The sequence below is a fragment of the Paenibacillus flagellatus genome (assembly GCF_003217775.1).
Lineage (GTDB): Bacteria > Bacillota > Bacilli > Paenibacillales > NBRC-103111 > Paenibacillus_AB > Paenibacillus_AB flagellatus.
Map to the genome: position 1 here is coordinate 103,202 of NZ_QJVJ01000011.1, position 25,609 is coordinate 128,810.

General features: G+C 62.0%; 20 protein-coding genes. 7 read left to right on the plus strand and 13 right to left on the minus strand.

What is annotated here, in order from left to right; translation table 11 throughout:
• Positions 1–36: 36 nt before the first annotated feature.
• Positions 37–2,010 carry a sensor histidine kinase gene (locus tag DLM86_RS23130; protein WP_110842442.1) on the minus strand — a complete coding sequence of 658 codons (1,974 nt, stop codon included), beginning with the start codon at positions 2,008–2,010 and terminating at the stop codon, positions 37–39.
• 208 nt (positions 2,011–2,218) lie between these two features.
• Between DLM86_RS23130 and DLM86_RS23135 the strand changes: the two genes are divergently transcribed.
• A complete protein-coding gene (locus DLM86_RS23135; RefSeq protein WP_110842443.1) occupies positions 2,219–2,806 on the plus strand; it encodes a guanylate kinase in 588 nt (195 codons plus the stop codon).
• 107 nt (positions 2,807–2,913) lie between these two features.
• Here DLM86_RS23135 and cls read toward each other — a convergent pair whose 3' ends face one another.
• The 3 genes from cls to DLM86_RS23150 all read right to left on the minus strand — a co-directional run bounded on the left by cls (position 2,914) and on the right by DLM86_RS23150 (position 7,142).
• Positions 2,914–4,356: a cardiolipin synthase gene (gene cls / locus DLM86_RS23140; protein WP_110842444.1), complete on the minus strand. Its 1,443-nt coding sequence runs from the start codon at positions 4,354–4,356 to the stop codon at positions 2,914–2,916.
• A 48-nt stretch (positions 4,357–4,404) separates the two neighbouring features.
• Positions 4,405–5,502, minus strand: coding sequence for an AI-2E family transporter (locus DLM86_RS23145; RefSeq protein WP_245954847.1), 1,098 nt, complete (start codon positions 5,500–5,502; stop codon positions 4,405–4,407).
• Between the two features lie 176 nt (positions 5,503–5,678).
• Entirely contained in the window at positions 5,679–7,142 is a 1,464-nt protein-coding gene (locus DLM86_RS23150; protein WP_245954849.1) for an MDR family MFS transporter, read from the minus strand.
• Between the two features lie 127 nt (positions 7,143–7,269).
• On the opposite strand from DLM86_RS23150, the gene DLM86_RS23155 reads away from it, so the two are divergent.
• Entirely contained in the window at positions 7,270–7,833 is a 564-nt protein-coding gene (locus tag DLM86_RS23155; protein ID WP_110842446.1) for a PadR family transcriptional regulator, read from the plus strand.
• Positions 7,834–7,845: 12 nt separating this feature from the next.
• On the opposite strand, the gene DLM86_RS23160 is transcribed toward DLM86_RS23155, so the two are convergent.
• Positions 7,846–9,255: an MFS transporter gene (locus DLM86_RS23160; RefSeq protein WP_110842447.1), complete on the minus strand. Its 1,410-nt coding sequence runs from the start codon at positions 9,253–9,255 to the stop codon at positions 7,846–7,848.
• 25 nt (positions 9,256–9,280) lie between these two features.
• Entirely contained in the window at positions 9,281–9,559 is a 279-nt protein-coding gene (locus tag DLM86_RS23165; RefSeq protein ID WP_110842448.1) for a HesB/YadR/YfhF family protein, read from the minus strand.
• A 299-nt stretch (positions 9,560–9,858) separates the two neighbouring features.
• Here DLM86_RS23165 and DLM86_RS23170 point away from each other — a divergent pair, with 299 nt between their 5' ends.
• Positions 9,859–10,362 carry a GNAT family N-acetyltransferase gene (locus DLM86_RS23170; RefSeq protein WP_110842449.1) on the plus strand — a complete coding sequence of 168 codons (504 nt, stop codon included), beginning with the start codon at positions 9,859–9,861 and terminating at the stop codon, positions 10,360–10,362.
• An 89-nt stretch (positions 10,363–10,451) separates the two neighbouring features.
• Here DLM86_RS23170 and DLM86_RS23175 read toward each other — a convergent pair whose 3' ends face one another.
• The 7 genes from DLM86_RS23175 to DLM86_RS23205 all read right to left on the minus strand — a co-directional run bounded on the left by DLM86_RS23175 (position 10,452) and on the right by DLM86_RS23205 (position 20,072).
• Complete coding sequence (locus tag DLM86_RS23175; RefSeq protein WP_110842450.1) at positions 10,452–11,213, minus strand: DeoR/GlpR family DNA-binding transcription regulator; 762 nt, start codon at positions 11,211–11,213, stop codon at positions 10,452–10,454.
• A gap of 24 nt (positions 11,214–11,237) precedes the next feature.
• Positions 11,238–12,710: a rhamnulokinase gene (locus DLM86_RS23180; protein ID WP_110842451.1), complete on the minus strand. Its 1,473-nt coding sequence runs from the start codon at positions 12,708–12,710 to the stop codon at positions 11,238–11,240.
• Positions 12,707–13,927, minus strand: a complete 1,221-nt coding sequence (rhaI, locus tag DLM86_RS23185) for an L-rhamnose isomerase (protein ID WP_110842452.1) — start codon at positions 13,925–13,927, stop codon at positions 12,707–12,709. Before rhaI ends, DLM86_RS23180 begins: the two co-directional genes overlap by 4 nt.
• Positions 13,928–13,989: 62 nt before the next feature.
• A complete protein-coding gene (locus DLM86_RS23190) occupies positions 13,990–14,367 on the minus strand; it encodes a sensory rhodopsin transducer (RefSeq protein ID WP_110842453.1) in 378 nt (125 codons plus the stop codon).
• 16 nt (positions 14,368–14,383) lie between these two features.
• Complete coding sequence (locus DLM86_RS23195) at positions 14,384–16,453, minus strand: bifunctional aldolase/short-chain dehydrogenase (protein WP_110842454.1); 2,070 nt, start codon at positions 16,451–16,453, stop codon at positions 14,384–14,386.
• Positions 16,454–16,808: 355 nt separating this feature from the next.
• The gene (locus DLM86_RS23200) at positions 16,809–18,500 is read right to left on the minus strand and encodes a M3 family oligoendopeptidase (RefSeq protein ID WP_110842455.1); all 1,692 of its coding nucleotides are present in this window, start codon (positions 18,498–18,500) and stop codon (positions 16,809–16,811) included.
• Between the two features lie 114 nt (positions 18,501–18,614).
• On the minus strand, positions 18,615–20,072 hold the full coding sequence (locus DLM86_RS23205) for a DUF5050 domain-containing protein (protein ID WP_110842456.1): 1,458 nt from the start codon (positions 20,070–20,072) through the stop codon (positions 18,615–18,617).
• A 213-nt stretch (positions 20,073–20,285) separates the two neighbouring features.
• Here DLM86_RS23205 and DLM86_RS23210 point away from each other — a divergent pair, with 213 nt between their 5' ends.
• The 4 genes from DLM86_RS23210 (at position 20,286) to DLM86_RS23225 (ending at position 25,606) form a co-directional block, all read left to right on the plus strand.
• Entirely contained in the window at positions 20,286–20,861 is a 576-nt protein-coding gene (locus tag DLM86_RS23210) for a TetR/AcrR family transcriptional regulator (protein WP_158289624.1), read from the plus strand.
• 13 nt (positions 20,862–20,874) lie between these two features.
• A complete protein-coding gene (locus DLM86_RS23215; protein WP_110842458.1) occupies positions 20,875–22,233 on the plus strand; it encodes an MATE family efflux transporter in 1,359 nt (452 codons plus the stop codon).
• 168 nt (positions 22,234–22,401) lie between these two features.
• The gene (locus tag DLM86_RS23220; RefSeq protein WP_158289625.1) at positions 22,402–24,096 is read left to right on the plus strand and encodes an RNA polymerase sigma factor; all 1,695 of its coding nucleotides are present in this window, start codon (positions 22,402–22,404) and stop codon (positions 24,094–24,096) included.
• Between the two features lie 76 nt (positions 24,097–24,172).
• The gene (locus tag DLM86_RS23225; protein WP_110842460.1) at positions 24,173–25,606 is read left to right on the plus strand and encodes a VOC family protein; all 1,434 of its coding nucleotides are present in this window, start codon (positions 24,173–24,175) and stop codon (positions 25,604–25,606) included.
• Positions 25,607–25,609 lie beyond the last annotated feature (3 nt).

Consider the following 25,609-nt stretch of genomic DNA (forward strand, 5'->3'; position numbering starts at 1 on the left):
CGACAAAATAAAAGGCAAGCGACGATTCGCTTGCCTTCATCCCGCCGGGAACCGGATCGACAGCAGGTAATCGTCTCCGCCCGGCGACGATACCTCGAGCGTCCCGCCGATTTGACGCACCCGCTCCCGCATGCTGCTCAAGCCGAAGCCGAACGGGCGGTCGCCGTGCGGCTTGCCGTCGTTCCAGAGCGTGAACGTCACCCGGCCGTCGGCGTAAGCCAGCTCATACCGGAATTTGCCCGCACCGCCGTGGCGCAGGCCGTTCGTCAGCCCTTCCTGCATCGTGCGGAACACCACTTTTTTTTGCAGCGTGCCGAGCGCGGGCAGTGCCGAAACCTCGCCGGTCACCTCGATTCCCGCGGCTTCCTCCGTCGCTTTGGCCAGCTCGGACAGCGACTCCTCCAGATCGAATTCCGCTCCGATCGACTTCATCATATGGACGGATTCGCGAACGTCCTGCAAGCTTTTCCGGACAAGCTCGACCGACAGCTCCAGCTTGCGCAGCCCTTCTTCCTCGCGCCCTTTCTTCAGCAGAAGCCGGGCCGCGTCCATCTGCACGAGCGACGTCGTAAGCGAGTGGCCGACGCCGTCGTGAATGTCGCCCGCGATCCGGTTGCGCTCCTCGAGCACGTACATTTCCGCCATCGCTTCGGAACGCTCCCGAATCGATATCTCGAGCAGCCGGTTCGACTCCGCGAGCTCCGCCGTCCGATCCTCCACCATCCGCTCGAGCGACTCGGTAAACGTCCGGTGCTCGGCGCGGATGCGCGATATCCGGGTCAGCATCGCCATTCCGAGCGCGAGGACGAACAGCAGCACGCCGTAGCCGGCCGCGTTTTCCACGATATACGCCTCGGTCGTCGAATGAAGCGGAAACACCCGCAGCGACTTGACGTAGAACGAACCGCCGATATGGACGACGACGCACAAGACGGCCGACAGAATCCCCGTCAGCATCCAGCCGGTTTCCCGGTCGGCCAGCTTCCAGTAGCGGCGCACCGCGAAAAGGACGACCGCTACGCCCGACACCGTGAGACCGGGAAGCAAAAAGACCGTGTAAAGACGGTAATACGTTCTGAAATCGGTCATCAAGGCGATGACGGTAAGCGCGAACGCCCCGACGAAAAAATACGCGGCCAATACCCGGAACAGCGAATGACGGCGTCCTCCCGCGAATTGATGCATGAACAACTGAAAGGCGCCCGTAGCCGCGATGCCCGGCAGGTCGGCCAAGTAGACGAGCACCGGAGCGTGCGGCAGCAGCTGGAACGAGTACGATCGGAACAAATACCCGGCCGCGGCGCAATACGTGATGATCGCAAAGCTTAAATAATACGGGTCCCGCGGGGACCGCAAGTAAAGCGCCGTCGACGCGAAGCCGAGAAGGCCGAACAGCAGCACGTATAACAGGCCGACCGCGTCGTAGCGGATCATCTCCGCGAGCAGCGTCTTCCCGTCCCCGACGGCGTAGCTGCCGACGTACAGCGAGGGCCGCACCGGATCGACGTGGACGAGCAGCGTGCGAGGCCCGTCCTTCGGCTGCATCTCGTACGAGCGCCAGCCGAAGGACGGATGCATGAAACGGTCCGCTCCGTCGTTGTCCACCTCGCCGAGCTTGACGCCGTCGACGTACAGCTGATAGTGGCTTTGCCGCTTGACCCACAAGTACGGATCACGGGAGCCGCCCGTCTCCCCGGGCAGAACGATCCGAAGCCAGTATGGCTCCGGAGCCTCCCGCTTGCCATGCTCGGCTTGCAGCTCGGCGAGCGGCCTCCAAGCGACCGCACGGTCTTCGGGAACGCCGTCGCGGAAAGGGAGCTCGCCCGCGTACGCCTCCCAATCGTCCCCCACTCCGAAGGCGGCGACGTCGTCGGCTTCGCCCATCCGGCCGGGCAAGCCCGCGATCAGAAACGCGACGACGACGTAGAGCAGCGCGCCGATCCCGATAAATAGCGCGTATGTCCACAAGCCGGATCGGCCGCCGTCGACCGTCCGGTTCGGTTCCTTCATCGTATCCAACTCCCATTGTTCGAAAAAATGACCCCGATCATCCACTCATTCATTCATTATAGCACGCGAGCGGGGCGTTCGGCCGGAGAACGGCCTACTTGTTTGTATCGGAATTTTTGCTTCGATCCGATAGGGAATTTTCGCCTTTTGGCGAATAAGGTATATATCGCCGTATCTTTTGGCGGACGCCACAAAAGGAGGTAAGCCCATGTACGTACTGAAAGATAAAGAAATCGTCTTCGTCTTTACCGGTCCGACCGGTGCGGGCCGCAAAACGATCGCCGAAATGGCCGGCGCCACGATCCACATGAAGCAAGTGCTCTCCTACACGACCCGCGAGCCGAGACCGAACGAAGCGGAAGGCCGCGACTATCATTTCGTCGATCCGGACGCCTTCGCCGCCGCCGAGCGCAACGGCGAGTTCGTCGAGGTCGTGGACATCGACGGAGTCCGGTACGGCGTCAAGCATGCCGACATCGAGGCCGCGCTGCGGCAGTACGGCTGCATTTACCTCGTCTTGAACCGGTACGGCGCGGAAATATTGAAGGACGCCTACGGCGACAAAGTCAAGCGCTTTTTCATTTACGCCAGCCCCGATACGATCGTCGAACGGCTGAAAAACCGGGGAGACTCGGAGGATCGCATCCGGCGGTATTTGTCCCACTACGAGGAAGAGCTCGCGTACAAGTCCGAGTGCGAGCACGCTTACGAAAACATCGACTCTTCGCATACGATATACGACGTGGCCAAAACGCTGGAAAGCTATTTGCAGCGCGGCCTTCTCGACCTCGACTGACTTCGGTTCCGCCCGTCCGTCCGCACCCGCGCGGCGACGAACACGACAAGAGACTGCCAACGCCGTTTTGGACAGGGCGAGCAGTCTCTCGTTTTGTCGGACGCGGTTTACAAAATCGGCGACAGCAGCCGGGCGCAGGACTCGAGAAACCGGTTGCGGAGCGGGCGCTCCCGGTATACATCCTCGGTCAGCTGCGTGCAGTGCTCCTGATCGTCCAAAAAGATGCGCTGCAGCTTGCCGGCGGTTTCCGTGTCGTACAAGACGGCGTTCACCTCGAAGTTCAGCTTGAAGCTGCGCAAATCGATGTTCGCCGTTCCGACCGTGGCGACCCGCCCGTCCACGACGATCGTCTTCGCATGCAGAAACCCTTTTTCGTATAGGTAGCATTTCACGCCGACGGCGAGCAGCTCGCCCAAATACGACGTGGACGCCCAATAGACGAGCTTGTGGTCGGGCTTCGCCGGCAGCATGAGGCGGACGTCGACGCCGGACAGCGCGGCCATCTTGAGCGCCGTCATCAAACTTTCGTCCGGCACGAAGTAAGGCGACTGGATCCAGACGCTCTGCTTCGCGGCATGGACCATCTTGATATACACCTTCTTGATCTGCTCCCGGTCGTTCGTCGGCCCGCTCGAGACGATCTGCATGCCGACCTTGCCGGCGTGATCGATCGGACCGGGGAAATACGCCAGCTCGTCGGACATCTTCGTCCCGGACGCCAAGTTCCAGTCCAGCACGAACTGCATCTGCATCTGATAGACGGCGCTTCCTTTCACTTTCAGGTGCGTATCGCGCCAATCGCCGAACCGCTTGTCCAGTCCGAGATATTCGTCCCCCACATTAATGCCGCCGATGTAGCCGCACGACCCGTCGATGATCGCCAGCTTCCGGTGGTTGCGAAAGTTGATTCGGAAATTGACGTACGGAATTTTCGACGGGAAAAAGGCCGCCGTCTGGCCGCCCGCCTCCGTCAACGGCCGGAAAAACCGCCGCGACAAGCCGGTGCTGCCGATATGGTCGTACAAAAACCGCACCTGTACGCCTTCCTTCGCCTTGCGCGCCAGCGCCTCGACGAGCCTGCGGCCCAAGCCGTCGTCCTTCACGATATAATACATCAGATGAATGTGCGACCGCGCCCGTTCGATGTCGCGCAGCAGCGATTCGAATTTGCTGTTGCCGTCGGTGAAAATGTCGACCTCGTTGTCCTGCGTATAGAGCGACTGCCCGCCGGACAAGTTCATGTAGATCATGTCCTGATAATGGATCATCGCCGGATCGTGGAAATGGATTCGGCGAATTTCCCGCTTCTGGCTTTCGATCAAGGCGTGAACGTACTCGCGACGCTCCGCCTTGATTTTGTACAGCTTCCGGCGGCTCAAGTTTTGCCCGAGGAACAAGTAGAGCAGGAAGCCGGCGCCGGGCAGGAAGAAGAGCACCATCAGCCACGCCCACGTGACGCCGACGTTGCGCCGCTCCAGGAAGATGACCGCCGCGGCGAGCAGCAAATTGACAACGGACAATATCGTATACAAGTTTGGCGTGAAGTCCATTGCGTTACTCTCCTATGCCGGCTCGTCGTCCGCCGTCCCGTGAAGGGCTTATTCGTCGGTCGGCGGATGGAGCCGCAGCCGGATGAGACCGTAGACGTGAACGACGATGATTTTGGCGACCGCGTACACCGGAACCGCCAGCAGCATGCCGAGCGGGCCGACGAGGCTGCCGACGACGAGCAGCAGCAGCAGTATCGTCAGCGGGTGGATTTCCAGCTGCTTGCCCATAATTTGCGGCGAAATCAAATTGCCTTCGACCTGCTGCGCCACGACCGCCACGATGACGACCTTCAGCACCATGAACGGCGAGTCGACGAGCGCGACGATAATGGCCGGCACCGCGGCGAGGAAAGCGCCCACGTACGGGATGACGTTCGTAATCATCGCCGCGAGCGCAAGCAGGAACGCGTAGTCGACGCCGACGATCAAGTACCCGACGAGACAGAGCACGCCGACGATGAAGGCGACGATAATTTGGCCGCGTATGTACAGGCTGACCGTTTCGTCCATCTTGGACAAAATGTCTTTCGCGTCTTCCTTGCGCGATTTCGGCAGCAGCTTGAGCATGCCGTCGCGGATTTTGTCCCCGTCCCGCAGCAGGTAGAACAGGATGAACGGCACGGTGACGGCGAGGAAAAACACGTTCGCGACGAACCCGATCACCGATTTGAAGTTCGCGCTGAGCAGGTTGAAGCCGACGACCAGGTAGTCGGACACTTTCGCCGACAGCTTGTTGAAGTCGAGCTCGAAGCTCTCGGCGAACCGGGTGAACCATTCGCTCTCCGCGAGCTCCTGCCCTTTGCTGACCGCCGCCTGCAGCAGCGCCGGCAAGCTGTTGATCAGCTCGGTGAACTGCCGCTTCAGCACCGGCGCGACGAAGATGACGACGATCGTCACGAGCAGCGCGAAGAACAGGTAGATGATCAGGATGGCGAGCGAGCGCGGCACGTTTTTGCCCGTCAGCAGGTTGACGACGGGACGGAACAAGTAATACAAAATGCCGGATATGAGAATCGGGGCGAACAGCGTCTGGACGAGCACCTTAAGCGGGTAAAAAATAAAGTCGATCTTTACGCCGACCCAAATGATCAGGAAGACGAGAAGAATACCGTACCCGATCCGGAAAAATTTCGTTTGTGGCAGCATGTCAACACCAACCGGAACCAAAATGTGGAACGCTTCGACGTTACGGTTCCATTATAACAGGTTGGCGGGTGCGAGGACAGAGCGGCCCCGGACGGAAACCGAAGTTTCCGCCGGGGCCGGTACCGGAGCCGCCCGCGTGCGCCGACGCTCCCGCTGCGATCCGGGGAAGGCGCGGCTCAAGCCGCTCCCATACCTTTCGTCTCCGAAAGCAGCTTCGGCTTCAGCTTGCCGACCGTCAGGCTGAGCGGCAGCGCGACGAGGGCGATGACCGTCGCGATCAGGAACACGTCGTCGACGCTCATCGTGAACGAGAGCAGCTGGAGCTGGACTTTGTCCGTCACGCCGGACTTGACCAGATCGGTCGCATGTCCCGTCGAATACGAGGCGAGCAGCGACGTGAAGATGGCGATCGAGAACGAGCCGAACACGTTCCGCGTCCAGTTCGACATCGACGAGGCGTGCCCGGCCAAATGCGGCGGGATACGCTCCATGCCGGCGTTGCTCGCGGGCATCATGACCATGGCGATGCCGACGTTGCGCACGATCATCCAGAACAAAATGTACGAATGCGAGACGTCCACGCTGAGCCAGCTGAGCGTCAGCGTTCCGACGCCGAGCAGAGCGATGCCCGTCGTCAGCAGCCAGCGCGGCCCGATTTTTTCGTACAGCTTCGCCACGATCGGCATCATGAGCGCCATCGCGAGCGACGCCGGCAGCAAGATGAGTCCGGTATCCATCGGGGTGACCCGTTGAATGTTCTGCAGGAAGACCGGGATGAGCAGCATCCCCGAGTACAGGCTGACCGTCAGGATGCTGACGATGACGAGCGTCAGCGTATAGCGGCCGTTCGCGAGAACGCGCAGGTCGAGCAGCGGCGTCTCGGCGACGAGCTCGCGCCAGATGAACAGCGCGAGGAAGACGAGACCTGCGGCGAACAGCGTCACGATTTCGGCGGACGCCCATCCCCAAGCATGGCCTTGCCCCAGCGCGACGAGCAGCGAGGCGCTGCCGATCGTGACGGTAACGAAGCCGATCAGGTCGAACGACTTCGGCACCTTCAGCCGGTAATACGGAATGAAGCGGGTGACGCACAGAACGGAGACGAGGCCGACCGGGATATTGATCCAGAACAGCCATTTCCAGCTCCAGCTCTCGAGCAGCCATCCCGCGAACGTCGGGCCGATCGCCGGCGCCAGCATCGCCGAGACGCCCCACAGCCCCATCGCCATCGCTTGTTTTTCGCGCGGGATGACTTGATAGATGATCGTCATCGTGGCGGGCACGATCAAGCCGCTGAAGGCGCCCTGCAAAATGCGGAACACGACTAGGGAAGCGGGATTCCAGGCGAACGCGCACAAGGCGGACGCCAGCGTAAACCCGGCCAGGGCGAACAAATACAGCCGCTTGTAGCTGAATCGTTCGCCGAGATAGCCCGTAATCGGCGCGATCGTCCCCATCGCCAGCATGAAGCCGGTGATCGTCCACTGGATCGTGCCGAGCGTCGTCTCGAAATGGTGCTGCAGCAAAGGCAGCGCGATATTGATGGTGCTCGTCGCCAAGGTCGAGATGAACGACCCGCAAAAGATGGCGATCATGACCGGCCAAAACCGGACGCGGTTCAAAGCTTCGTTTTCACTCACGGTTTCTCCTCCGATTCGCTCGTATCCGAATTTGATTATATGTATCTTTTTACATATAATGAATAACGAACTTATCATATCTCCTTTTTGGCATTATGTCAAAACTGACATAGAAGGGAACGTCCGATTGAATACGCTATCGTACGGATTGCTCAGCCTGCTGTCGCTCAAGCCTTGCTCCGGCTACGATTTGATGCATCAATTCGAGCTGTTTTGGCCGGCGAAGCACAGCCAAATTTATCCGCTCCTCTCCGCCATGGAGAAGGAAGGACTCGTATCGTTCGAGCTTGTCAGCCAATCCGACAAGCCGGACAAAAAAGTGTACACGATTACGGATCGCGGCACCGCCGCTTTGAAGGAATGGCTGGAAGGACCGACCGGAGAGCCCGTCATGAAAGACGAGATGCTGCTGAAGACGTACTGCTTGTGGAACACGTCCCCGGAGAACGCGCTGCGCATGTTCGGCGAGCGGGAGAAGCTGTACGAGGAGAAGCTCGGCCGATTGGAAGCGAAGGTGCGCATGCTCGAGCAGGTCGCGAACGGCGACCCGGACAACCTCGAATTCCGGTCCCATTACTTCGGCATCTACATGCTGCTGAACAAAGCGCTCTCCAACACGCGCTCGAACCTGGAATGGTGCCGATGGGCGCGGGCCGCGATCGGGAAACGGATACACGAAGGCGGGGGATGATTCCCCCGCCTTTCATCGCGTATCGGCTTCCGGACGCTGCGCCGAAACCGCGGCCGTCCGCGCGCCGGCCGTCTTCCCGAATTGCATCAAATAAACGATCCCTACGACGACGATCATGAGTGCGAGAAACGCGAATACGTTGCTGTACAGCACCGCCTCCGCCGGCGGCACCGGGTTGAGGCGGAACGACGCCGTCTCGGCGTCGAGCGCTTTGCCGATGAGCGTCGTCGCCGTTGCGCCGGCGATGAAGTTCAGCATCGCGAACAGCCCCATGCCGCCCCCGGTTTGCTCCCTCGTCAGCGTCCGCGATATCGTGTTCGACATCGCGATCTGCATAAACGTCTGGCCGACGTTGCCGAAGACGAGGAAGACCGCGATGACGACGGGCGCCAAGCCGACGACCGACGACAGCGCCGCGAAGCTGAACACGATAAGCGAAGCGGCGATCGCGAACAAATAGCGGTTCCCCTTCTCGTCCGCCAGCTTTCCGCCCTTGCGTCCGAGCAGCGCGGAGGCGATCGCCGCGGGGAACATGACGAAGCCGACCGAAAGCGGCGACAAATGATTGACGTGCGCGAGCAGCTGCGGGGTCAGAAACGGCGTTCCGAAATTGAGCCCCGTCATCAGAAACGCGATCGCGAGTCCGAGCGAGAACGACTTGTTGCGGAAAATGGCCGGCTGCACGAACGGCTCGGCCGCATAGCGGATCCGGACGAGAAACGCGGCGAACAGCGCCGCCCCTGCCGCGAGCAGCGGCCAGCTGCCGAGCGTGATGGCGAGCAGCAGCGAGGCGACCGTCCCGGCGAGGAACAACCCGCCCCAATAGTCGATGCGGCGGGCCGTCCCCCGCTCGTCGTCCAAATATTTGCGGAAAAACGGCAGGACGAATATGGCCAAAATCGACAAGGCGAACAAATACCGCCAGTTGACGAGTCCGGCCACGAGGCCGGAGACGATCGGCCCTAGCGCCGAGCCGAGCGCCAGCCCGACCGCCGTCGTGCCGAGCGCGCGGCCCCGCTTCTCCGGCGAGAAGTAGCGGACCGGCACGATCATCGCGGTCGCCGGAATGACCGACGCCCCGGCCGCTTGGAACAGCCGTCCGGCGATGACCATCCAAAATTCCGAGGCGGACAAGCCGATGATCGAGCCGAGCGCGAACGCGATCAGCCCGATCGTGAGCAAATCTTTCAGCCGGTACTTATCCGCCAGCTTCCCGAACGTCACCGAGCCGATCGCGTAAACGATCATGTAGCCCGTCAGCATCCAGCTCACCTGGGACGGCGTCAAATCGAACTCCGCGCTGATGACGGGCAGCGCCACGTTGAACATCGAAGCGTTCATGACGGATATGATCAAAGTAAAGACGAGCACCCGCAGCAATTTGTCCGCGTGCTGCCCGCGTTGAATCGTCGGCGTCTCCATGCAGATTCCTTCTTTCTTCTATTGTTCAGGAGGTTCGCTTCAGCACGATTTCCTCCGCTTCGCAGTCGATGGTCAGGCTGCGGCCTTCCAAATACCAGACGTCCTGCTGTTCCATAAAAAACGAGATGCCGCCCGCCGTAGCGGCAATGGCCGGATCGCGGGGAACGTCCCGCGTAATGCCGAACGCGAACGCGTCCTCCCCGCCCCCCGCGTAGCGGACGAAAATGCGCAGCCGATCCCCTTCGCGTATGCCCCACTCCCGGGTAAAGCAGTCGACGGCCGCCTGCGTCACGTTGATGTTCATTCGAATCGCCTCCAAGTATGCATAGTCGTCTTCACAGGCTCCCCCCGAAACGCTTCCTCCTATTCGGCGGACGATCGCTTGCATGCATTTACAAACTTTTTAAATGATTATGTATATTTAGTATTATGCGCACTCCGCTCGTTTTTGTCAATGAAAACCAGCGATTCGGGCCGAAACGATATACGTACCGTATCACAAAAAATTTAAATGTTAGATTACTTGACATAAACATTGCGTTGTTGTTTCCAATCGTGCTATAAAGGGAAATATCGGAAATTTGCGGGGAGGTTTCGAAACGTATGGTCGTCCAAATCGAACAGCTGACATCGGTAGACGGCCGAATGGCCGAGCTTGCGGAGCTTCTGATCCGGGTCGTGGAGGACGGGGCGTCGATCGGGTTTTTGCCGCCCTTGGATCGTCATGAGGCGGAGCGGTTTTGGGGCGGCGTAATCCGGCCGGACGCCCTGCTGTGGGTCGCGGTGGCCGACGGCCGGATCGTCGGCAGCGTGCAGCTGCACCTGTGCACGAAGCCGAACGGCCTTCATCGGGCGGAAATCGCCAAGCTGATGACGCACCCCGTCTATCGGCGCAACGGAATCGGCCGCGCGCTCATGAGGGCGGCCGAAGAGCGGGCGAAGCTCGAAGGCCGGACGCTTCTCGTCCTCGATACGAGGGAGGGCGATCCGTCGAACTTGCTGTACGCTTCGCTCGGCTTCGTCCGAGCCGGGCGCATTCCCGGCTTCGCGAAATCCGCCACCGGGGAGTTCGACGCCACCGTCTTGTACTACAAAGCTATCGAGTGAACGGGTCTAAGGCGGCGACGGGTTACCCCGATCGTCGGGAAACGCAAAGCCGGCAAACGCTTCGCGGAAGCGCCGCCGGCTTTGCCGTCTTATACGGCCGTAACGGTCAGACCCCGTTCCTCGAGTCTCCGGATCGTCTCGCCGTCGAGCTGGCGATCCGTCACGATCGCCCCCGCCTCGTCCAAGCTAGCGACGTGCGCGAACGACTGGACGCCGAACTTGCTCGAATCGGCCAGCAGGTAGACGCGGTCCGCGATGCCGATCATCTTCTGCTTCACGCGGCCCTGCAGCTCGTTGGACTCGCTGATGCCGCGCTCCAAATGGACGCCCTTGCACGACAAAAAAGCCTTGTCGACGTGATAAGCGTCGAGCGACCGCTCGGCGAGCGGCCCGACGTACGATAGCGAGCGGGCGGCGAGAATGCCGCCGGTCGAGATGACCTCGATCTTCTCCTTGCCCGCCAGCTCCGTCGCCACCTTGATCGAATTGGTCAGCACCGTCAGCGGGATGTCCGGCAATATCGCGGCCATGTACCAGGCGGTCGAGCTCGCGTCGAGCACGATCCGGTCGCGCGGCTCGATGCGCCGGACCGCCTCCTCGGCGATCCGCTTCTTCTCCTCCGCCCGCGTCACTTCCCGCTCGAAGTACGGCGTCTCCGACGGCTGCCCGTCCTTGACGCTGACCGCCCCGCCGTGGGAACGCCGGAGCCTTCCGGCCGATTCGAGCCGGTCGAGGTCGCGGCGGATCGTCTCCTCCGTCACCCCGCACAGCTCGCTCAGCTCGGACACCCGGATGCTGCCCCGCTCGTTGACCAGCTGCACGATTTTTTCGTATCGTTCCGCGACCAGCATGCGTTCCCTCTCCCCTTCGATTGTCTAGGCAAGCCCCGTCACGCGGCGAAACGTTCCGTACGCGTCCTCCCAAGCTTCGCGGTCTTCCGGCTCGTAGACCGCAGACGGGAACGACTCGCGGATGACCGCCCGCGCCTCCCATACGTCGGCCAGCTCGCCGCGGGCGATCCACTGCACGGCCATGTTGCCGATCGCGCTGCCTTCCGCCGGCCCCGCCCATACCGGCTTGCCGATCGCGTTCGCCGACCAGCGGCACAGCAGCTCGTTTCGGATGCCGCCGCCAGTCATGTGGAGGCCGTCGAACGTCTTGCCCGATACTTGCTCGGTCAATTCCAGCACATAGCGGTATTTTAACGCCAAACTTTCCAAAATACAACGGACGAGCCCGCCCGGACCCTCCGGCGGCCGCTGGCCGGTTTCCCGGCAGTAGCCGCGGATTCGCTCGGCCATGTCGCCCGGCTGCAAAAACCGGGCGTCGTCGGGATCGATCCACGCGCCGAACGCCGGCGCCCGCTCGGCCAGCGCGACGAGCTCCGGGTACGTGTAGTTCGCCCCTTCGCGCTCCCACTGCCGCTTCGTCTCCTGCAAAATCCAGAGGCCCATAATGTTTTTGAGCAATCGATACGTGCCGAACGCGCCGCCTTCGTTCGTGAAGTTGAGCGCGAGCGCGCGCTCGTCCAGCACCGGCCGCTCCGTCTCCGTCCCCATCAGCGACCATGTGCCGCAAATCAAATAAGCGAACGACCGGCTCGCCGCCGGGACGGCGACGACGGCGGAGCCGGTGTCGTGCTCGGCGGCGGCGACGACGGGAATCGCTCCCACGCCGAGCTCCGCGGCTACCGATGCGCGCAGACGGCCCGCGTCCGCTCCCGGCTGCAGCACCGGACCGAACCAGGAAGGGTCGGCGCCGACCCCCGCGAGCAGCTCCTCATCCCAGCCGCCGCGAAGCGGATTGTACAGCTGCGTCGTCGTCGCGTTCGTAAACTCGTTATGCATGTCGCCCGTCAAGAAATAGCGGAGCAGGTCCGGGATCATCAGAAACCGGCTCGCCTCCCGGAGCAGCGGGGAACGGTCCCGCTTCATCGCCGCCAGCTGATAAATCGTGTTAAAGGGGAGAAACTGGATGCCGGTGCGCGAGAAAATCGTCTCCCGCGCCATCCCTTCCTCGAACAGCTTCTCCATGACGCCGTCCGTATGCCGGTCGCGGTAATGGTACGGGTTGCCGAGCAGCTCGCCGTTTCGGCCGACGAGGCCGAAGTCGACCGCCCACGAATCGATCGCGACGCTGTCCGGCGTCCTGCCGGCATGCTTCGCCTTGAGCAGCCCCTGCTTGATCTCGTGGTACAGCCGCAGCACGTCCCAGTGAAGCCGGGCGCCGACCTCGACGGGGTCGTTCGGAAACCGGTGCAGCTCCTCGAGCTCGATCGTCCGGCCGACCAGGCGGCCGGCGATCGCGCGGCCGCCGCTCGCGCCCAAGTCGTAAGCGAGTACCGTCACCAGCTCGCACCGCCCTTGCCGCGGGCGAGAATGCCGCTGCCGTAGCCGCTTTCGAGATACGCCCGCATCGGATCGAGCGGGAGGCCTTGCTCCTCGCGGACGGCGTGCAGCAGCGGCGTCACGTCGAACTCGAACGCCCGGCGCACCGCATCCTCGGCCCCGAGCACGTCGCCGCGCAGCTGCGCCCGCTCCACCTCGGCGTGGTCGACCAGCAGCGCCTTGGCGTACTGCGTCTGGACGTTCAGCACCGAACGGATCATCGCCGGTATTTTCGCCTCGATGTTGTGCGACTGGTCGATCATGTACGCGATGTTGTCGACCGTGGAGCGGATGCCGGGATCGGGATCGATCGACGCGTTCACGATTTGATAAAAGATCAGGAACAGCTCGTACGGGTTCGACGAGCCGACGATCAAGTCGTCGTCCGCGTACTTGCGGCTGTTGAAATGGAAGCCGCCGAGCCGCTTCTCGTCGATCAGGTACGCGACGATATGCTCGATGTTCGCGCCCTGGAGATGATGGCCCGTATCGACGAGCACTTCCGCCTGCGGCCCGAGCTTGAGCGCGAAATTGTACGCCATTCCCCAATCGGCGATGTCGGTATGGTAAAACGCCGGCTCGAAGCATTTGTACTCGATCAGCATCCGCATGTCCGGCGTCATCGCCTTGTACATCCCGGCGAGCGCCTCGAGCATCCACGCCTTCCGCTTGCGTATGTCGCCCTGTCCGGGATAGTTCGTCCCGTCGGCGAACCAAAGGCTCAAGTCGCGCGAGCCCGTCTCCTTGGCGATGTCGACGCATTCGAGCAGATGGTCCGCCGCCCTGCGCCGGATCGCCGGATCGGCGTTCGTGACGCTGCCCAGCATATACTCGTCGTCCTGGAACAAGTTCGGATTGACCGCGCCGACGGACAGCCCGAGGCTTTCCGCGTGGCGGCGCAGCTTCCCGTAATCGTCGACTTTGTCCCACGGAATGTGGATGGCGACCGACGGACATAGCCCGGTCAGCCGGTGAACCTGCGCCGCGTCCTCGAACTTCTCGAACGGATCGCGCGGCACGCCCTCCTTGCGGAACACCTTGAACCTCGTTCCCGAATCGCCGTAGCCCCAGGACGGCGTCTCGATCTTGAGCGCCTTCAGCTTCGCCTTCACCTGATCCAGGTCGATTCCTCTCGCCTTTTGCTGCTCTTCGAACAACGCGTATGCGCGGTCGGACACGTTCAACACCCTTTCGGTATGGAGGATGATTCTTGCTATCGGACAAATTCGGCTTTGCGCCCTTATCCGCCCTTCACCGGATACGCCATCGTGGACATGAGCGCATTCTCGGCCTGCGTCGCGTCGAGCCGGCTGTACTGCACGATGACGGGCACGTCGCTTTCGATCTCGATGGCGTACGGCACGCCCGCCGTGATCGTCTCGCCGTCCTTGACCAGCGAGCTCGTGCGGATATGCTTCGTTCGACGTCCGGGCACGATGACGCCAATAGACTCCAACGGCTCCCGGTCCTCGAAATAAATCGTAAAAACCAGCTGCGCGTCCTCGAAGCCCGTGTTCAGCACGCAGACCGATTCGTGGCTCGTCAGCTCCCCCGCGCTTTTCTCCGGAATGTACCCGTCCGGTATGACCCAATGCGTCGAGCCCGCTCCTGCCGCCATTCGATTCCCTCCGTTCTTATCGGGTGAACGCCGCCGGCACGCCGCCGTCGATCGTCAGCATGCAGCCGGTCGTTTTCGAAGCTTTCGAGGAAGCGAAGAAGGCGATGCCCTCGGCGATATCTTTCGGGAAAATGTTGACGAGCAGCGTCGTCCGCTTCCGGTAATACTCTTCCAGCTGGTCCGGCTCGATGCCGTAGGCGGCGGCCCGCTCGTTGCGCCAGCCCGAGTTCCAGATCGCCGACCCTTGCAGGATGGCGTCCGGCAGCACCGTGTTGACGCGGATGCCGTATTCGCCGCCCTCGGCCGCGATGCAGCGGGCCAGGTGCGCCTCCATCGCTTTCGCCGCACTGTAGGCGGATGCGTTTTTGCCGGCGTAAATCGAATTTTTCGAGCCGACGAACACCATGCTGCCGCCGGTGCCCTGCGCCTTCATCAGCTTGAACGCCTCGCGCGCGACGAGGAAGTAGCCGGTGCCGAGGACGCCGACGTTCAAGTTCCATTCCGCGAGCGACGTTTCGTCGAACGGGCTCGACGTGGCCAGCCCCGCGTTGTTGACGACGATGTCGACGCCGCCGTAGGCGACGATCGTTTCCGCATACGCCGAAGCGATCTCGTCTTCCTTCGTTACGTCCATTTTAACCGCAATCGCCCGATTGTCGCCGTATCGGCCGTTAATTTCCTCCGCGACCTTCCGCGCGCCTTCCAAGTTCAGATCGGCCAACGCCACGTGAGCCCCCTCCGAGGCGAGCCGCCGCGCCGTCTCGCTGCCGATCCCGCCCGCGCCTCCCGTAATGAAGGCGACTTGCCGGGAAAATTCCGCCTCCGGCGGCGCCAGCGTCAGCTTATACAGCTCGAGCGGCCAATATTCCACGTTGTACGACTCGTTCTCGTCGAGCGACACGAACCGGCCGAGCGACGTCGCCCCCCGCATGACCGCGATCGCGCGGCGGTACAGCGCCCCGCTGACGCGCGACATCGCCGCGCTCTTGCCCGTGTTGATCATGCCGACGCCGGGGATGAGGATGACGCGCGGCGCCGCCTCGAACATGACGTCTCCGTCGTTGCGGTTCCGCTCGAAATACGCCCGGTACCGCTCCTTATAGGCGGCGATGCCGTCCTTCAGCTTGGCGGCGAGCCCGGCCGCGTCGTCCGCGTCCGGCGTCCAGTCGACGAACAGCGGCACGACCTTCGTATGGACGAGATGGTCCGGGCATGCCGCGCCGATTTGCGACAGCTCGGCGGAATCGCGTCCGCCGACGAATTGCAGCACGTCCTCCCCGTCGTCGAACGACAGCATCATCCGCTTGTCGTCGCTTACCGCTCCGCGCACGGCCGGCATGACCGCTGCCGCCAGGGCGCGGCGCGCTTCCGGCGGCAGCGCTCCGTGCTTGACGCCGCCGAACAGCTTCGCCTCGTCGACGCGCGCCTCGATGAACCGCTCCGCCTCGGTGATGATCGCGATCGTCTTCTCGTAGCACGCCTCGGACGTATCGCCCCACGTGACGAGTCCGTGCTTCTCCATCAGGACGAGTTCGGCCTGCGGGTTCGCGAGGACCCCTTCGGCGATCATCTTGGACAGCGTGAAGCCCGGACGGACGTAAGGCACCCAGACGAACCGGTCGCCGAACAGCTCGCGGGCGAGCTCCCGGCCGTTATGCGCGCAGCACAGGCTGATGATCGCGTCGGGATGCGTATGGTCGACGTGCTTGAACGGCAAAAACGCGTGAAGCAGCGTCTCGATCGACGCGCGCGGATGCTTGGCATCGATCATGCAATGCGCCAGGTAGGCGACCATCTCTTCGTCGGTCATCGCGGACCGCTCGAACAGCGGACGGATGTCGTCCAGCCGCAGCCCGGTGAAGTGGCCGGCTTTCATCGTCGCGAGATCCGAGCCGCTCCCTTTGACGTACATCACTTCGATCTCGCGGCCGCGAAAGTCCGTCACCGTCGTCTTGGCCGACGTATTGCCCCCTCCCCAGTTGCAGACGCTCCGGTCCGTTCCGAGCAAGTTCGACCGGTAGACGAGCTGGTCGAGCGTTCCTTCCCGTTTTGAAGCCTCGGCGTTGTCCCACAATCGTTGTACCATCGTCGTTTTTCCTCCCGGTGTGCGATTCGAGTTATTCGATTTTTGTTTATGTCTGTTTTCACTATATCACGCCCGTTTATTTTTGAATATATGTTTTTTTGATAAACAACAAACAAAATCAAACAAACATAATAAGGATCTCGCTCCTCGCCCCGTTCCGCATTTCCCGGGCAACCGCACGTTTCCGCCGCTTTCGACATCGCCACACCGTTCCGTGAGCCACCTCCACTCGTTCGCTCCCTCGTCCCCTTTCGTCCATGGAACTTTTGGCCGCGGGCCCGGCAAAACGCCAAAACGGGCCGACATGCGGCATTCCGCATTCGGCCCGTTTCGTATCGGTTTCGGTATCGGTATATTACAGCTTCGTATCGTCGATGCCGTCCAGCCATCCCCGGATGTCGCCGATAATGGACGAGACGCACCCTTCCTCGAACGGGGAGCGCAGCCCGGCGAGCTTCACGAGCCCCGTGAACGAATCGCTGCCGCCCGCGCGGCAAAGCCGGATGTAGCTCGACCACGCCGAGTCGCGGTCGTCGTTCGCCAGCTTCCAATACTGCAGCGCGCATATTTGCGCCAGCGTGTAGTCGATGTAGTAGAACGGGCTTTTGAAAATATGCTGCTGCTGGTGCCAGAAGCCGCCCCGCTCCAAAAACGGCATGTCGTCGTAGACGCGGCTCGGCACGTATTTGCGCTCGACGTCGCGCCACGCCTTCTTCCGCTCGGCCGGCGTCATGTCCGGATGCTCGTAGACGATATGCTGGAATTCGTCCACCGCGACGCCGTACGGGATGAACGTGATGGCGCCGCTCAGGTGCGAATATTTGTACTTGTCCGTATCTTCCTTGAAGAACGAGCCGATCCACGGCCAAGCGAAAAATTCCATGCTCATCGAATGGATTTCGCAGGCGTCCAGCGTCGGATGCATATATTCCGGCACGGCGAAATCCCGGCTCATGTACGCCTGGAACGCGTGGCCCGCCTCGTGCGTCAACACGTCGACGTCGTGCGACGTGCCGTTGAAGTTGGAGAAGATGAACGGCGCCTTGTGCGTGCCGATATACGAGCAGTAGCCGCCGACGCGCTTGCCCGGCTTGCTCTCGAGGTCCATCAGGCCGTTGTCGAGCATAAACCGGAAAAATTCGTCCGTCTCCGGCGACATGTCCGCGTACATCGCCTTCGCCTGCGCGACGATCCAGTCCGGATCGCCCTTCGGCGTCGGATTGCCGGTCAAAAACGACAGCCCGTCGTAATACCGCAGCGAGTCGAGTCCGAGCCGGATGCGGCGCCGCTCGCTCAGCTCGGAGGCGACCGGCACGATATGCTCCAGCACCTGCTTGCGGAACGCGGCCGCCTGCTCCGGACCGTAATCGGTCCGGTTCATCCGGGCGTAGGCGAGCTCGATGAAGTTGCGGTAGCCGAGCTTGCGGGCCATCCCGGTGCGAAGACGGACGAGCTCGTCGTAGATGCCGTCCACCGTCTCCTCGTTCGCCTCGAAAAACGAATAGCGCGCGTCGGCGGCCCGCTTGCGCGTATCGCGGTCCGTCGACTGCATGAACGGCGACAGCTGGGACAGCGTCCGCTCCTGCCCGTCGAATTCGATTTTGGCGGAGGCGACCAGCTTGATATATTCGCTCGTTTTTTTGTTCTCTTCTTTCAAATCGTCCACGATGGCCGGGGCGAACGTCTTTTGCGACAGCTCGGCGGTGGCGAACAGCTGCCGGCCCCATTGCGCTTCGAGACGGTCGCGGAATTTCGATTCGGTCAGCGCTTTGTAAAAGTCCGTAATCAGCCCTTGGTAGACGGGAGACTGCTCGTCGATAAAGTCCTGCTCCGCTTTGTAGAACGGGTCCGCCGTATTGATCGTATACCGGATGCGCGCGATGGCGAGCATCGACGACACTTCCGTACGGGCCGCGTTGATCGCTTCGAAGGCGGCGTTCTGCTCCTCGAACGTGTCCGCGGCGGTGAACCGTTCCAGCAGCGCGGTAAATTCACGGCGGAACCGCTCCATGTCCGGGCGTTCGTAGACGTAATCTTGAAACTTCATCGTTTCCCTTCTCTCTTCGGAATTTTTCGGATGACGATGGATGACGTACGAAACCAGTATAGCAGAATCGGTCCCGAGGAAGAAAGAAACCGTCCGTAAGCGGCCCTTCGCCCGTTACTCGACTTCGAGCCGCTCCAGCTTGTTGTCGCCGAACATGACCGTTTTCGGATAATACAGCCAACGGTCGACGAAATAGATCGCCGTGGCGCGCGTTTCCAGGAGCCGCGCATGGCCGGTACCGTCGATTCTCAGCCTGTCGATGAAGGCGGAGCCGTGTACGCCGAACGAGCCGTTTATGAAATACAGCCACCCTTCGCGGTAATGGAGCGACGAAATCCACTCGCCGGATTCGTACAGCGGAATGTCGACGGAGCCGTCCGGGCTCGCTTTGCGAAGCTTCGTGCCGCCCTGAACGTAATACACCCATCCGTCGATGACGGCGGCCTCGGTCACGTCGTCCCGAAGCTTGACGAGCTCCGTTCCGTCGTCCCGCATCGCGTACAAGTTTCGCGGGCCGGCATCGACGTCTTGCATCAGGAAATAAAGGCGACCGGAATCGACGAACAGATTGAACAGCTGCCGTCCCGCCACAAGCTCCCGGTCGTCCGCGCCGTCCGTCCTCATCCTGCGAATGCCGTCCGGCTCGTAAAAGCCGCCTCCAAGCGCTTCCGTCTCGACGTAAGTCAAATGAATATACGAAATCCAGCCGTCCCTCACCCATAAATTCGCCGCAGGTACGGTCGACAGCCGCGTACGCTCCGTTCCGTCGGTTTTCATCTTATAGATGCCGCCGAGCTCGGTTCGGTCCGGGTCGGATACCGTGTAATACAGCCAGTCCCCCTCCACGTTAATATTTCTCGGGTTGTCATCGGACAGCTTCGTCTCCTCGCTTCCGTCCTTCCGCACCTTTACGAGACGGTTCGCCCCGCCGTTGCTTCGGGCCGGATTCATATAGATCCAGTCGCCTTGGACGGCCAGCTGACCGTCGTTCGCCACGTTCAGCGCGTCGGCTTGCTTCGACTGCGCGTTCGCCGCTCCGCCGCACGCCTCGATGCCGAAGCCGCGCTGATCGTCCCAGCTCGTCTGCCAGCCGAACTCGTCGTGCGTATACGTCCAGGTCATCGGAAAATATGTGATATTACGGAACAGCAGAATGGGATAAGGCTCCTGCGCAGACGAGACCGGCTTGCCGTTCACCTGTACCGGGAACGAAGCGACCGTCGCCGCGACCGACTTCTCGCTCGTCCGGACGCCGTTCGTCAACGGCTGCACGAACGGGGCGCAGACGTTCGTCTTCGTCAGCGACAGCCCGCTGTCCGCCTTCCAATCGACGGTCAGTCCGAGGGCGGTCGTATGGCTCCACGTCATCGGGAAGTACGTGATCCCCTTGTAGACAAGAGGGGGGTACTCGCTATGCCGCGCATCGATGACGGTGCCGTTGACCGCAACCGGATAGTCGGAAACGGCCGCCCGGACGGCCGGCGAATCGGCCGCCGCACCGGCGGATGGGGACAAGGCTGCGCCGAGTCCGAGGATGACTGCGGTAAGGCAGCTTTTTTTGAGAATGGACATTCGCTCTCTCTCCTATTTGCCGGAAATTCGCATTTTCGCTTGCTTACCATTAGACGGCCGGCCTTGTAAAAAGTTTCTAGCTGGACATCGTGCGAAACCCGCAACTGACTGAGGTCAGCTTCGGTGTTGATCTCCCATGCAAATCATGATAATATATCCGTTGTGTTAACCTGACCACGGTCAGTTTCATCCAATGCTCAATGGGGGATGTCCATGAATCGTAGGGAAGAGATCAAGAAAGCCGCGGTCGGCCATTTGCTGCAATACGGCTATGAGGGGACGAAGCTGGCGGACATCGCGGACGAGGTCGGCATCAAGAAGCAGTCGATGTACGCCCATTTCGCGAGCAAGAAGGAGCTGGTCGTCGAAATTCACGAGGAGGCGACGAAGCAGGAAATCGCCTTTCTCACCTCGTTCTTCGACGAGCATCGGGGCACGCCGCTTCGGGAGCTGCTCGATCGGTTCGTCGTCGAAACGAAAGACCGGTATTCGAACAACCGGAACGTCAAGCTGATGTTCCTGATGGGCTTCATGCCGCCCGAGCCGCTGCAGGAGCTGTTCATTACGATGTTCGATCTGTACTCGCATCATTTGCTCCATCTGCTCGAGCTCGCGTTCGCGCACGATCCGACGGTCCGGACGAACCCGAAACGGGGCGCCTTGGCCGTCCATACGATACTCGAGGGGCTGTCGGCCAAGCTCATCTTCGGCAGCCCGGACTACTACATGCAAGCCTCGGAAGCGACGTTTTCTTTATTGTGGGAAGGACTGCTTCGCGGGGACGATTAAGACGAGGTGCACCATGCATACGAACAACCGCGGCCTCGCGTCGCTGGAAACCGATTCCGTCGGAAAAGTATTCGTCCGTTATTTGATTCCGTCGCTCGTAGGCATGTTCATGATGTCGGTCAACGTCGTCATGGACGGCATTTTCGTCGGGCGCCGGCTCGGGGAGATCGCGCTCGCCGGCGTGAACGTCGCGGTGCCGGTTTTCTCGATCTATATCGCCGTCTCGCTCTGGGTCGGCATCGGAGGGGCGACGATCTATTCCGAGCATTTGGGGGCCGGGCGGCACAAGGAGGCCCGCTCCGTCTTCACCCATTCGCTCGCGCTCATTTTCGGCTTGACGCTGCTGCTGGCGGGACTCGCTTTCGCGTTCCGCGAGAAGCTGGCCGTCTTTCTCGGCGCCGATGCGGAGACGATGCCCTATGTCATGGACTATATGACCGTGCTGCTGGCGGGCGGATTCGCGATTACGGTGCAAAACGCGTTCAGCGTATTCGTCCGCAACGATGGCAACCCGAACTTGTCGATGCTGTCGCTGCTCGTCACCGCCGTCTTCAACGTCGTCTTGAACTACTGGTTTCTGTTCGTGCTCGACTTCGGGGTATCGGGGTCGGCGCTCGCGCTCGTCATCGCCGCCACGCTCGGAGCCGGCACGCTCGCCGCGCATTTTCTGCGCCGGGACGCGACGCTGCGCTTCGTCAAGCCTCGCCTGTCGTGGACGTTGATGAAACGGACGTTCGCCATCGGCTTCCCCAGCTTCCTCGCCGAAGTCGGGATCGCCGTCTTTACGGCCGGATACAACATGGCGATGGCGCATTGGGTCGGAACCGTCGGCGTGTCGGCGTTCTCCGTGCTCAATTACGTGCACAGCGTCATGCTCATGCTGTTCATCGGCATGGGAGCGGCCGTCCAGCCGCCGCTCGGCTATTACCGGGGAGCCGGTCGTACGGACCGGCAGCGGTCTTTGATCCGCATCGCGGTCGCGACCGCCTTCGGCACCGGATTGGCCGTCCTGCTGATCGGACTGGCGGCCGCGGACGGCATCGTCTCGCTGTTCGGCATGTTCGCGCCCGAAGTGAGGGCGATGGCCGTCGCCGGCATCCGGCTGTTCTTCATCGCCTACCTGGTTATGGGCGTCAACTTCGTCATGATGACCTACTTCCAGACGACCGGGCATGTCAAAATGGCCATCTGGATGACGATCGCCCGGGAAATGCTGCTTATGGCGGCGCTGCTCGCCGTCCTCCCGCCCGTGTTCGGCACGACCGGCATCTGGCTCGCCATCCCGATCTCCGAGACGATCGTCCTGCTGACCGTATTCGGTTACGTGCGCGGGCGGGCGCGCTCCGGGCAAACTTCGAGATCCGCCGCTTAGAAGCGGCGTGCTGCGACGCCGCATAGCAAACAGACCCGATCATCGACCGTGACGATCGGGTCTGTTTTTGCGTTCGAAACGGTCTTTCGGCGCGGGTTAGGAAGGATTCGGCGCGGGATGGGCGAATGAATGGATGGAGACTTGAATGAGGACGAGAGGTTGCGGACTATGGCGGAAACGTTCGATCGGGAACAGTACGAATTGGTGGAAAAAGCGAGAAACGGCGACGCTGCGTCGTTCGGAGAGCTCGTTCGGCTGCACCGCAGCCGCATGCTCGGATGGGCGAGCCGCGTCGTGCGCGACCGGGCGACGGCCGAAGACATCGTGCAGGATGCGCTCGTGCAGACGCTTCGAAAGATCGGCCGGCTCGAGCAGCCGGACAAATTTTTGCCGTGGCTGCGAACGCTCGTCCGCAATCAGGCGCTCATGTCGCTCAGGAGCGGATGGAGCCGCAACGAAACTCCCGATCGCTTCGAGGAGGGCGATTCGCCGACATGGTCCTCGCCGGCAGGATGGCATGAGGCCGTTGACGATCCGCAGGCCGAAGCGATCGGGCGGCTCGTCGCTGAAGATTTGCGCATGCTGCTGTCCCGGTTGTCCCCGCGCGACCGGGCGATCGCGGAATCGCACCTGCTTGGCGGATTATCCGTTCGGGAAGTCGCCGCACAGCGGAACATGACGGACGGCGCCGTCTATACGGCCGTTTCCCGCACCCGCAAAAAGTTGGAGGAAGCCCGCTATGAAGACGAAATCGAACGGTACGCGGCCGCTCGGCGGATAAGTGGGAGGCCGGCCGCCCGGCTTTGCGAACGGGCGCGCCCCTATGCCTTGTCCGGCGCATACGACACGATGGCGGCGATGATGACGATGACGGCGGCGGCGGCGGGCCGCCGCAACGTTTCGCTGACGGACGTTATGGGTGCGACCGGGCACGCCTTCCGCATTCAGGTTGCGCCGGACCTCGGCGTCAGCGGCCCGTACGCGTACGATTGGGCGGATTCGCTCCGACTGGGCTGGCGCGGGCTCGGGTACGACGCCTCCGTTTTCGGCGGGGCGGAGCGGCGTCTCCGTCGGCCCGACGAGCTCGTGACCGCGATGGACGCCCTGCTCGCTTCCTTGGAACGGGGAGTCCCGGCCGTCGCCTGGAACGTATCCAACACCGAATTCGGCTTGATCGAAGGGTTCGACGACGGGAAGCGGGCCTGGATCGTGACGGATACGTCGGCAGCGGGCAAAACGCTGCCTTACGCCAAGCTCGGCCGTCTTCACGATGACGCCGAATGGTTCGCCGCCGTACCGACGGGACGTCTCTCGATCGATCGGGCGGCGCATTGGATCGAACTATTCGAGCGGACGGCCCGCCATATGCGCGGGGACGACCATACCGGCACTCGGACGCCCGTCTCGTACGCAATCGCCGGAACGGCCGCGTACCGGCTCTGGATCGATGCGTTCGACCGGCAAGCGGCGGCCGACGCGCTCGGCGCCGCTTACAACGCGGCCTTCACGTACGAAGCGAGAAAGCACGCGGCGACCTATTTGCTGGCGATGGCCGCGGACGGTTTTTTGGCCGACGTATGCCCCGCCGCGCTTCCGGCCGTCGCGCATGCGCAAAAGCTGTACGCGAAAGTAGCGGCGCTGTGGGGTAACGTAAGCGGCCTGTTCCCGCTGCCGTTCGGCGCCGACCCTTCGGCGCCGGGCCCCGCGGATCGGGCGGCCCGGCTGCTGGAGCGCGCATGCGCCGCGGAAGCGGAAGCCGTCGGCGCCCTCCAAGAAGCGGCTTGGCTGCTTGCGCGCAGGCGGACGGACGGGCGCAACGGCTTTTCATACAATCATTTTCAAAAAAATCAAAAACGGCTGTAAGAAATCGGCCGGAATCCGCATCATCCATTTCGAAGGCGTCGAAGCCTGAACCTTACCGCCTGGGAGGAATGATGAAATGAGCGAAACGACGACAACGGCTCGGGAGAAGTCCGGCCATCCGATTACGAACCGGGTCGGAGGCGTGTTCATGCACGTCAGCAACATGGAACGCTCGGTCAACTGGTATCACAAGCTGTTCGGCATGCCCGAGCGGTCGAGCGTGACGGACAAGGTGCACGCGCTGGCGATGCAGGGCCAAGGCCTCGTGCTCGACCAGCACGGCTACGACCGCAAGCTTGCGCCGAAGGACCGGCCGATGCTCATGTTCGACTCGCCCGACGTCCACGCCGCCTACCGGTACCTGCAGCAGATCGGGGTTGCTCCCGAATCGCGGATCGAGGAGTATCCGGGAATGGCGTTCTTCACGTTCCGCGATCCGGACGGGAATCTGCTGATGGTGTGCGGGAAGCCGGGAAGCCGGGATGGCTTAGGCGGCGACGGTCCGGGCACAGCGGACGCGAAACAAGAGCCTCTCCGCTATGACGGAGGAGGGTGCGAGCTCGTCGTCAAAGACTCGGCTTATTACGCGGACGCGACCCGCGAAGGGCTGACATTGACCGGACGCGCCTTCACGGAATCGGCGTTCGCCGTCCCGCTTCGCATCGAAACGTCCGTCCGCCTCGAGGGCGGCTGCCTGCGTCTGCTGTACGGCAAGCACGGATCGTTGACGTTCAACTACGGCCCGTCCTCCGCGAATGGCACGGGGGAAGAATTTTACGTCAGGCATCCCGCGGTGGACAAAGATTTCGGTTACGTCGACAAGGGCGCGATTCCGGTCGGCGAATGGGTCCGCCTCAGCTGGACGATTCGGGAACGGACAATGGAGGTGCGGGTCGACGGCCGGCTGTTCCACGAACAGGAAGGCTATTACGGAAATTTGATTTCCAAGGCGGGCATCGGCTGCGACAATGGACGCATTACGATGAAGTCGTTCGTCGTCGAAGCGCTGTCCGAAGAAGAAACGGCGCCCCGCCTCCCGGTGTCGCGGAACGGGACCGCGGCGGACGAGCTTGTACCCGACGCCGCCTGCCACCCCGTCATGACTGCCGACGGCTTATGGCTCGGCTACAACGAGGAATGGGGATGCGCCCGGACGAACGCCGCGTATTCGGCCCCGTTCGCGGTGGAAGCGGTCGTCCGCAGCGACACGAATTCGGTCGTGCTGTACGGCGGATCGTCGGCCCGCGTGAAATTTCATCCGGACGGCTCGCTCAGCTTCCTCGACCCCGTCACGAAAGAAGAGCTGTGGGCGGAAGGAAAAGGAAGGCTGAGCGGTCGATTCGCGACGGTGCGGTGGGTCGTGGACGACGACCGGACGACGGTTTCCGTCGACGGCGACTGCCGCTTCGAGCGGGAAGGCGATTATTCGGGCTGCCGGTTTGCGATTGGGCTGGGCGCCGACGTCGGCAGCGCGGTCGTCGTCCGATCCATGGAAGTAGAGGAGCGATGAGGG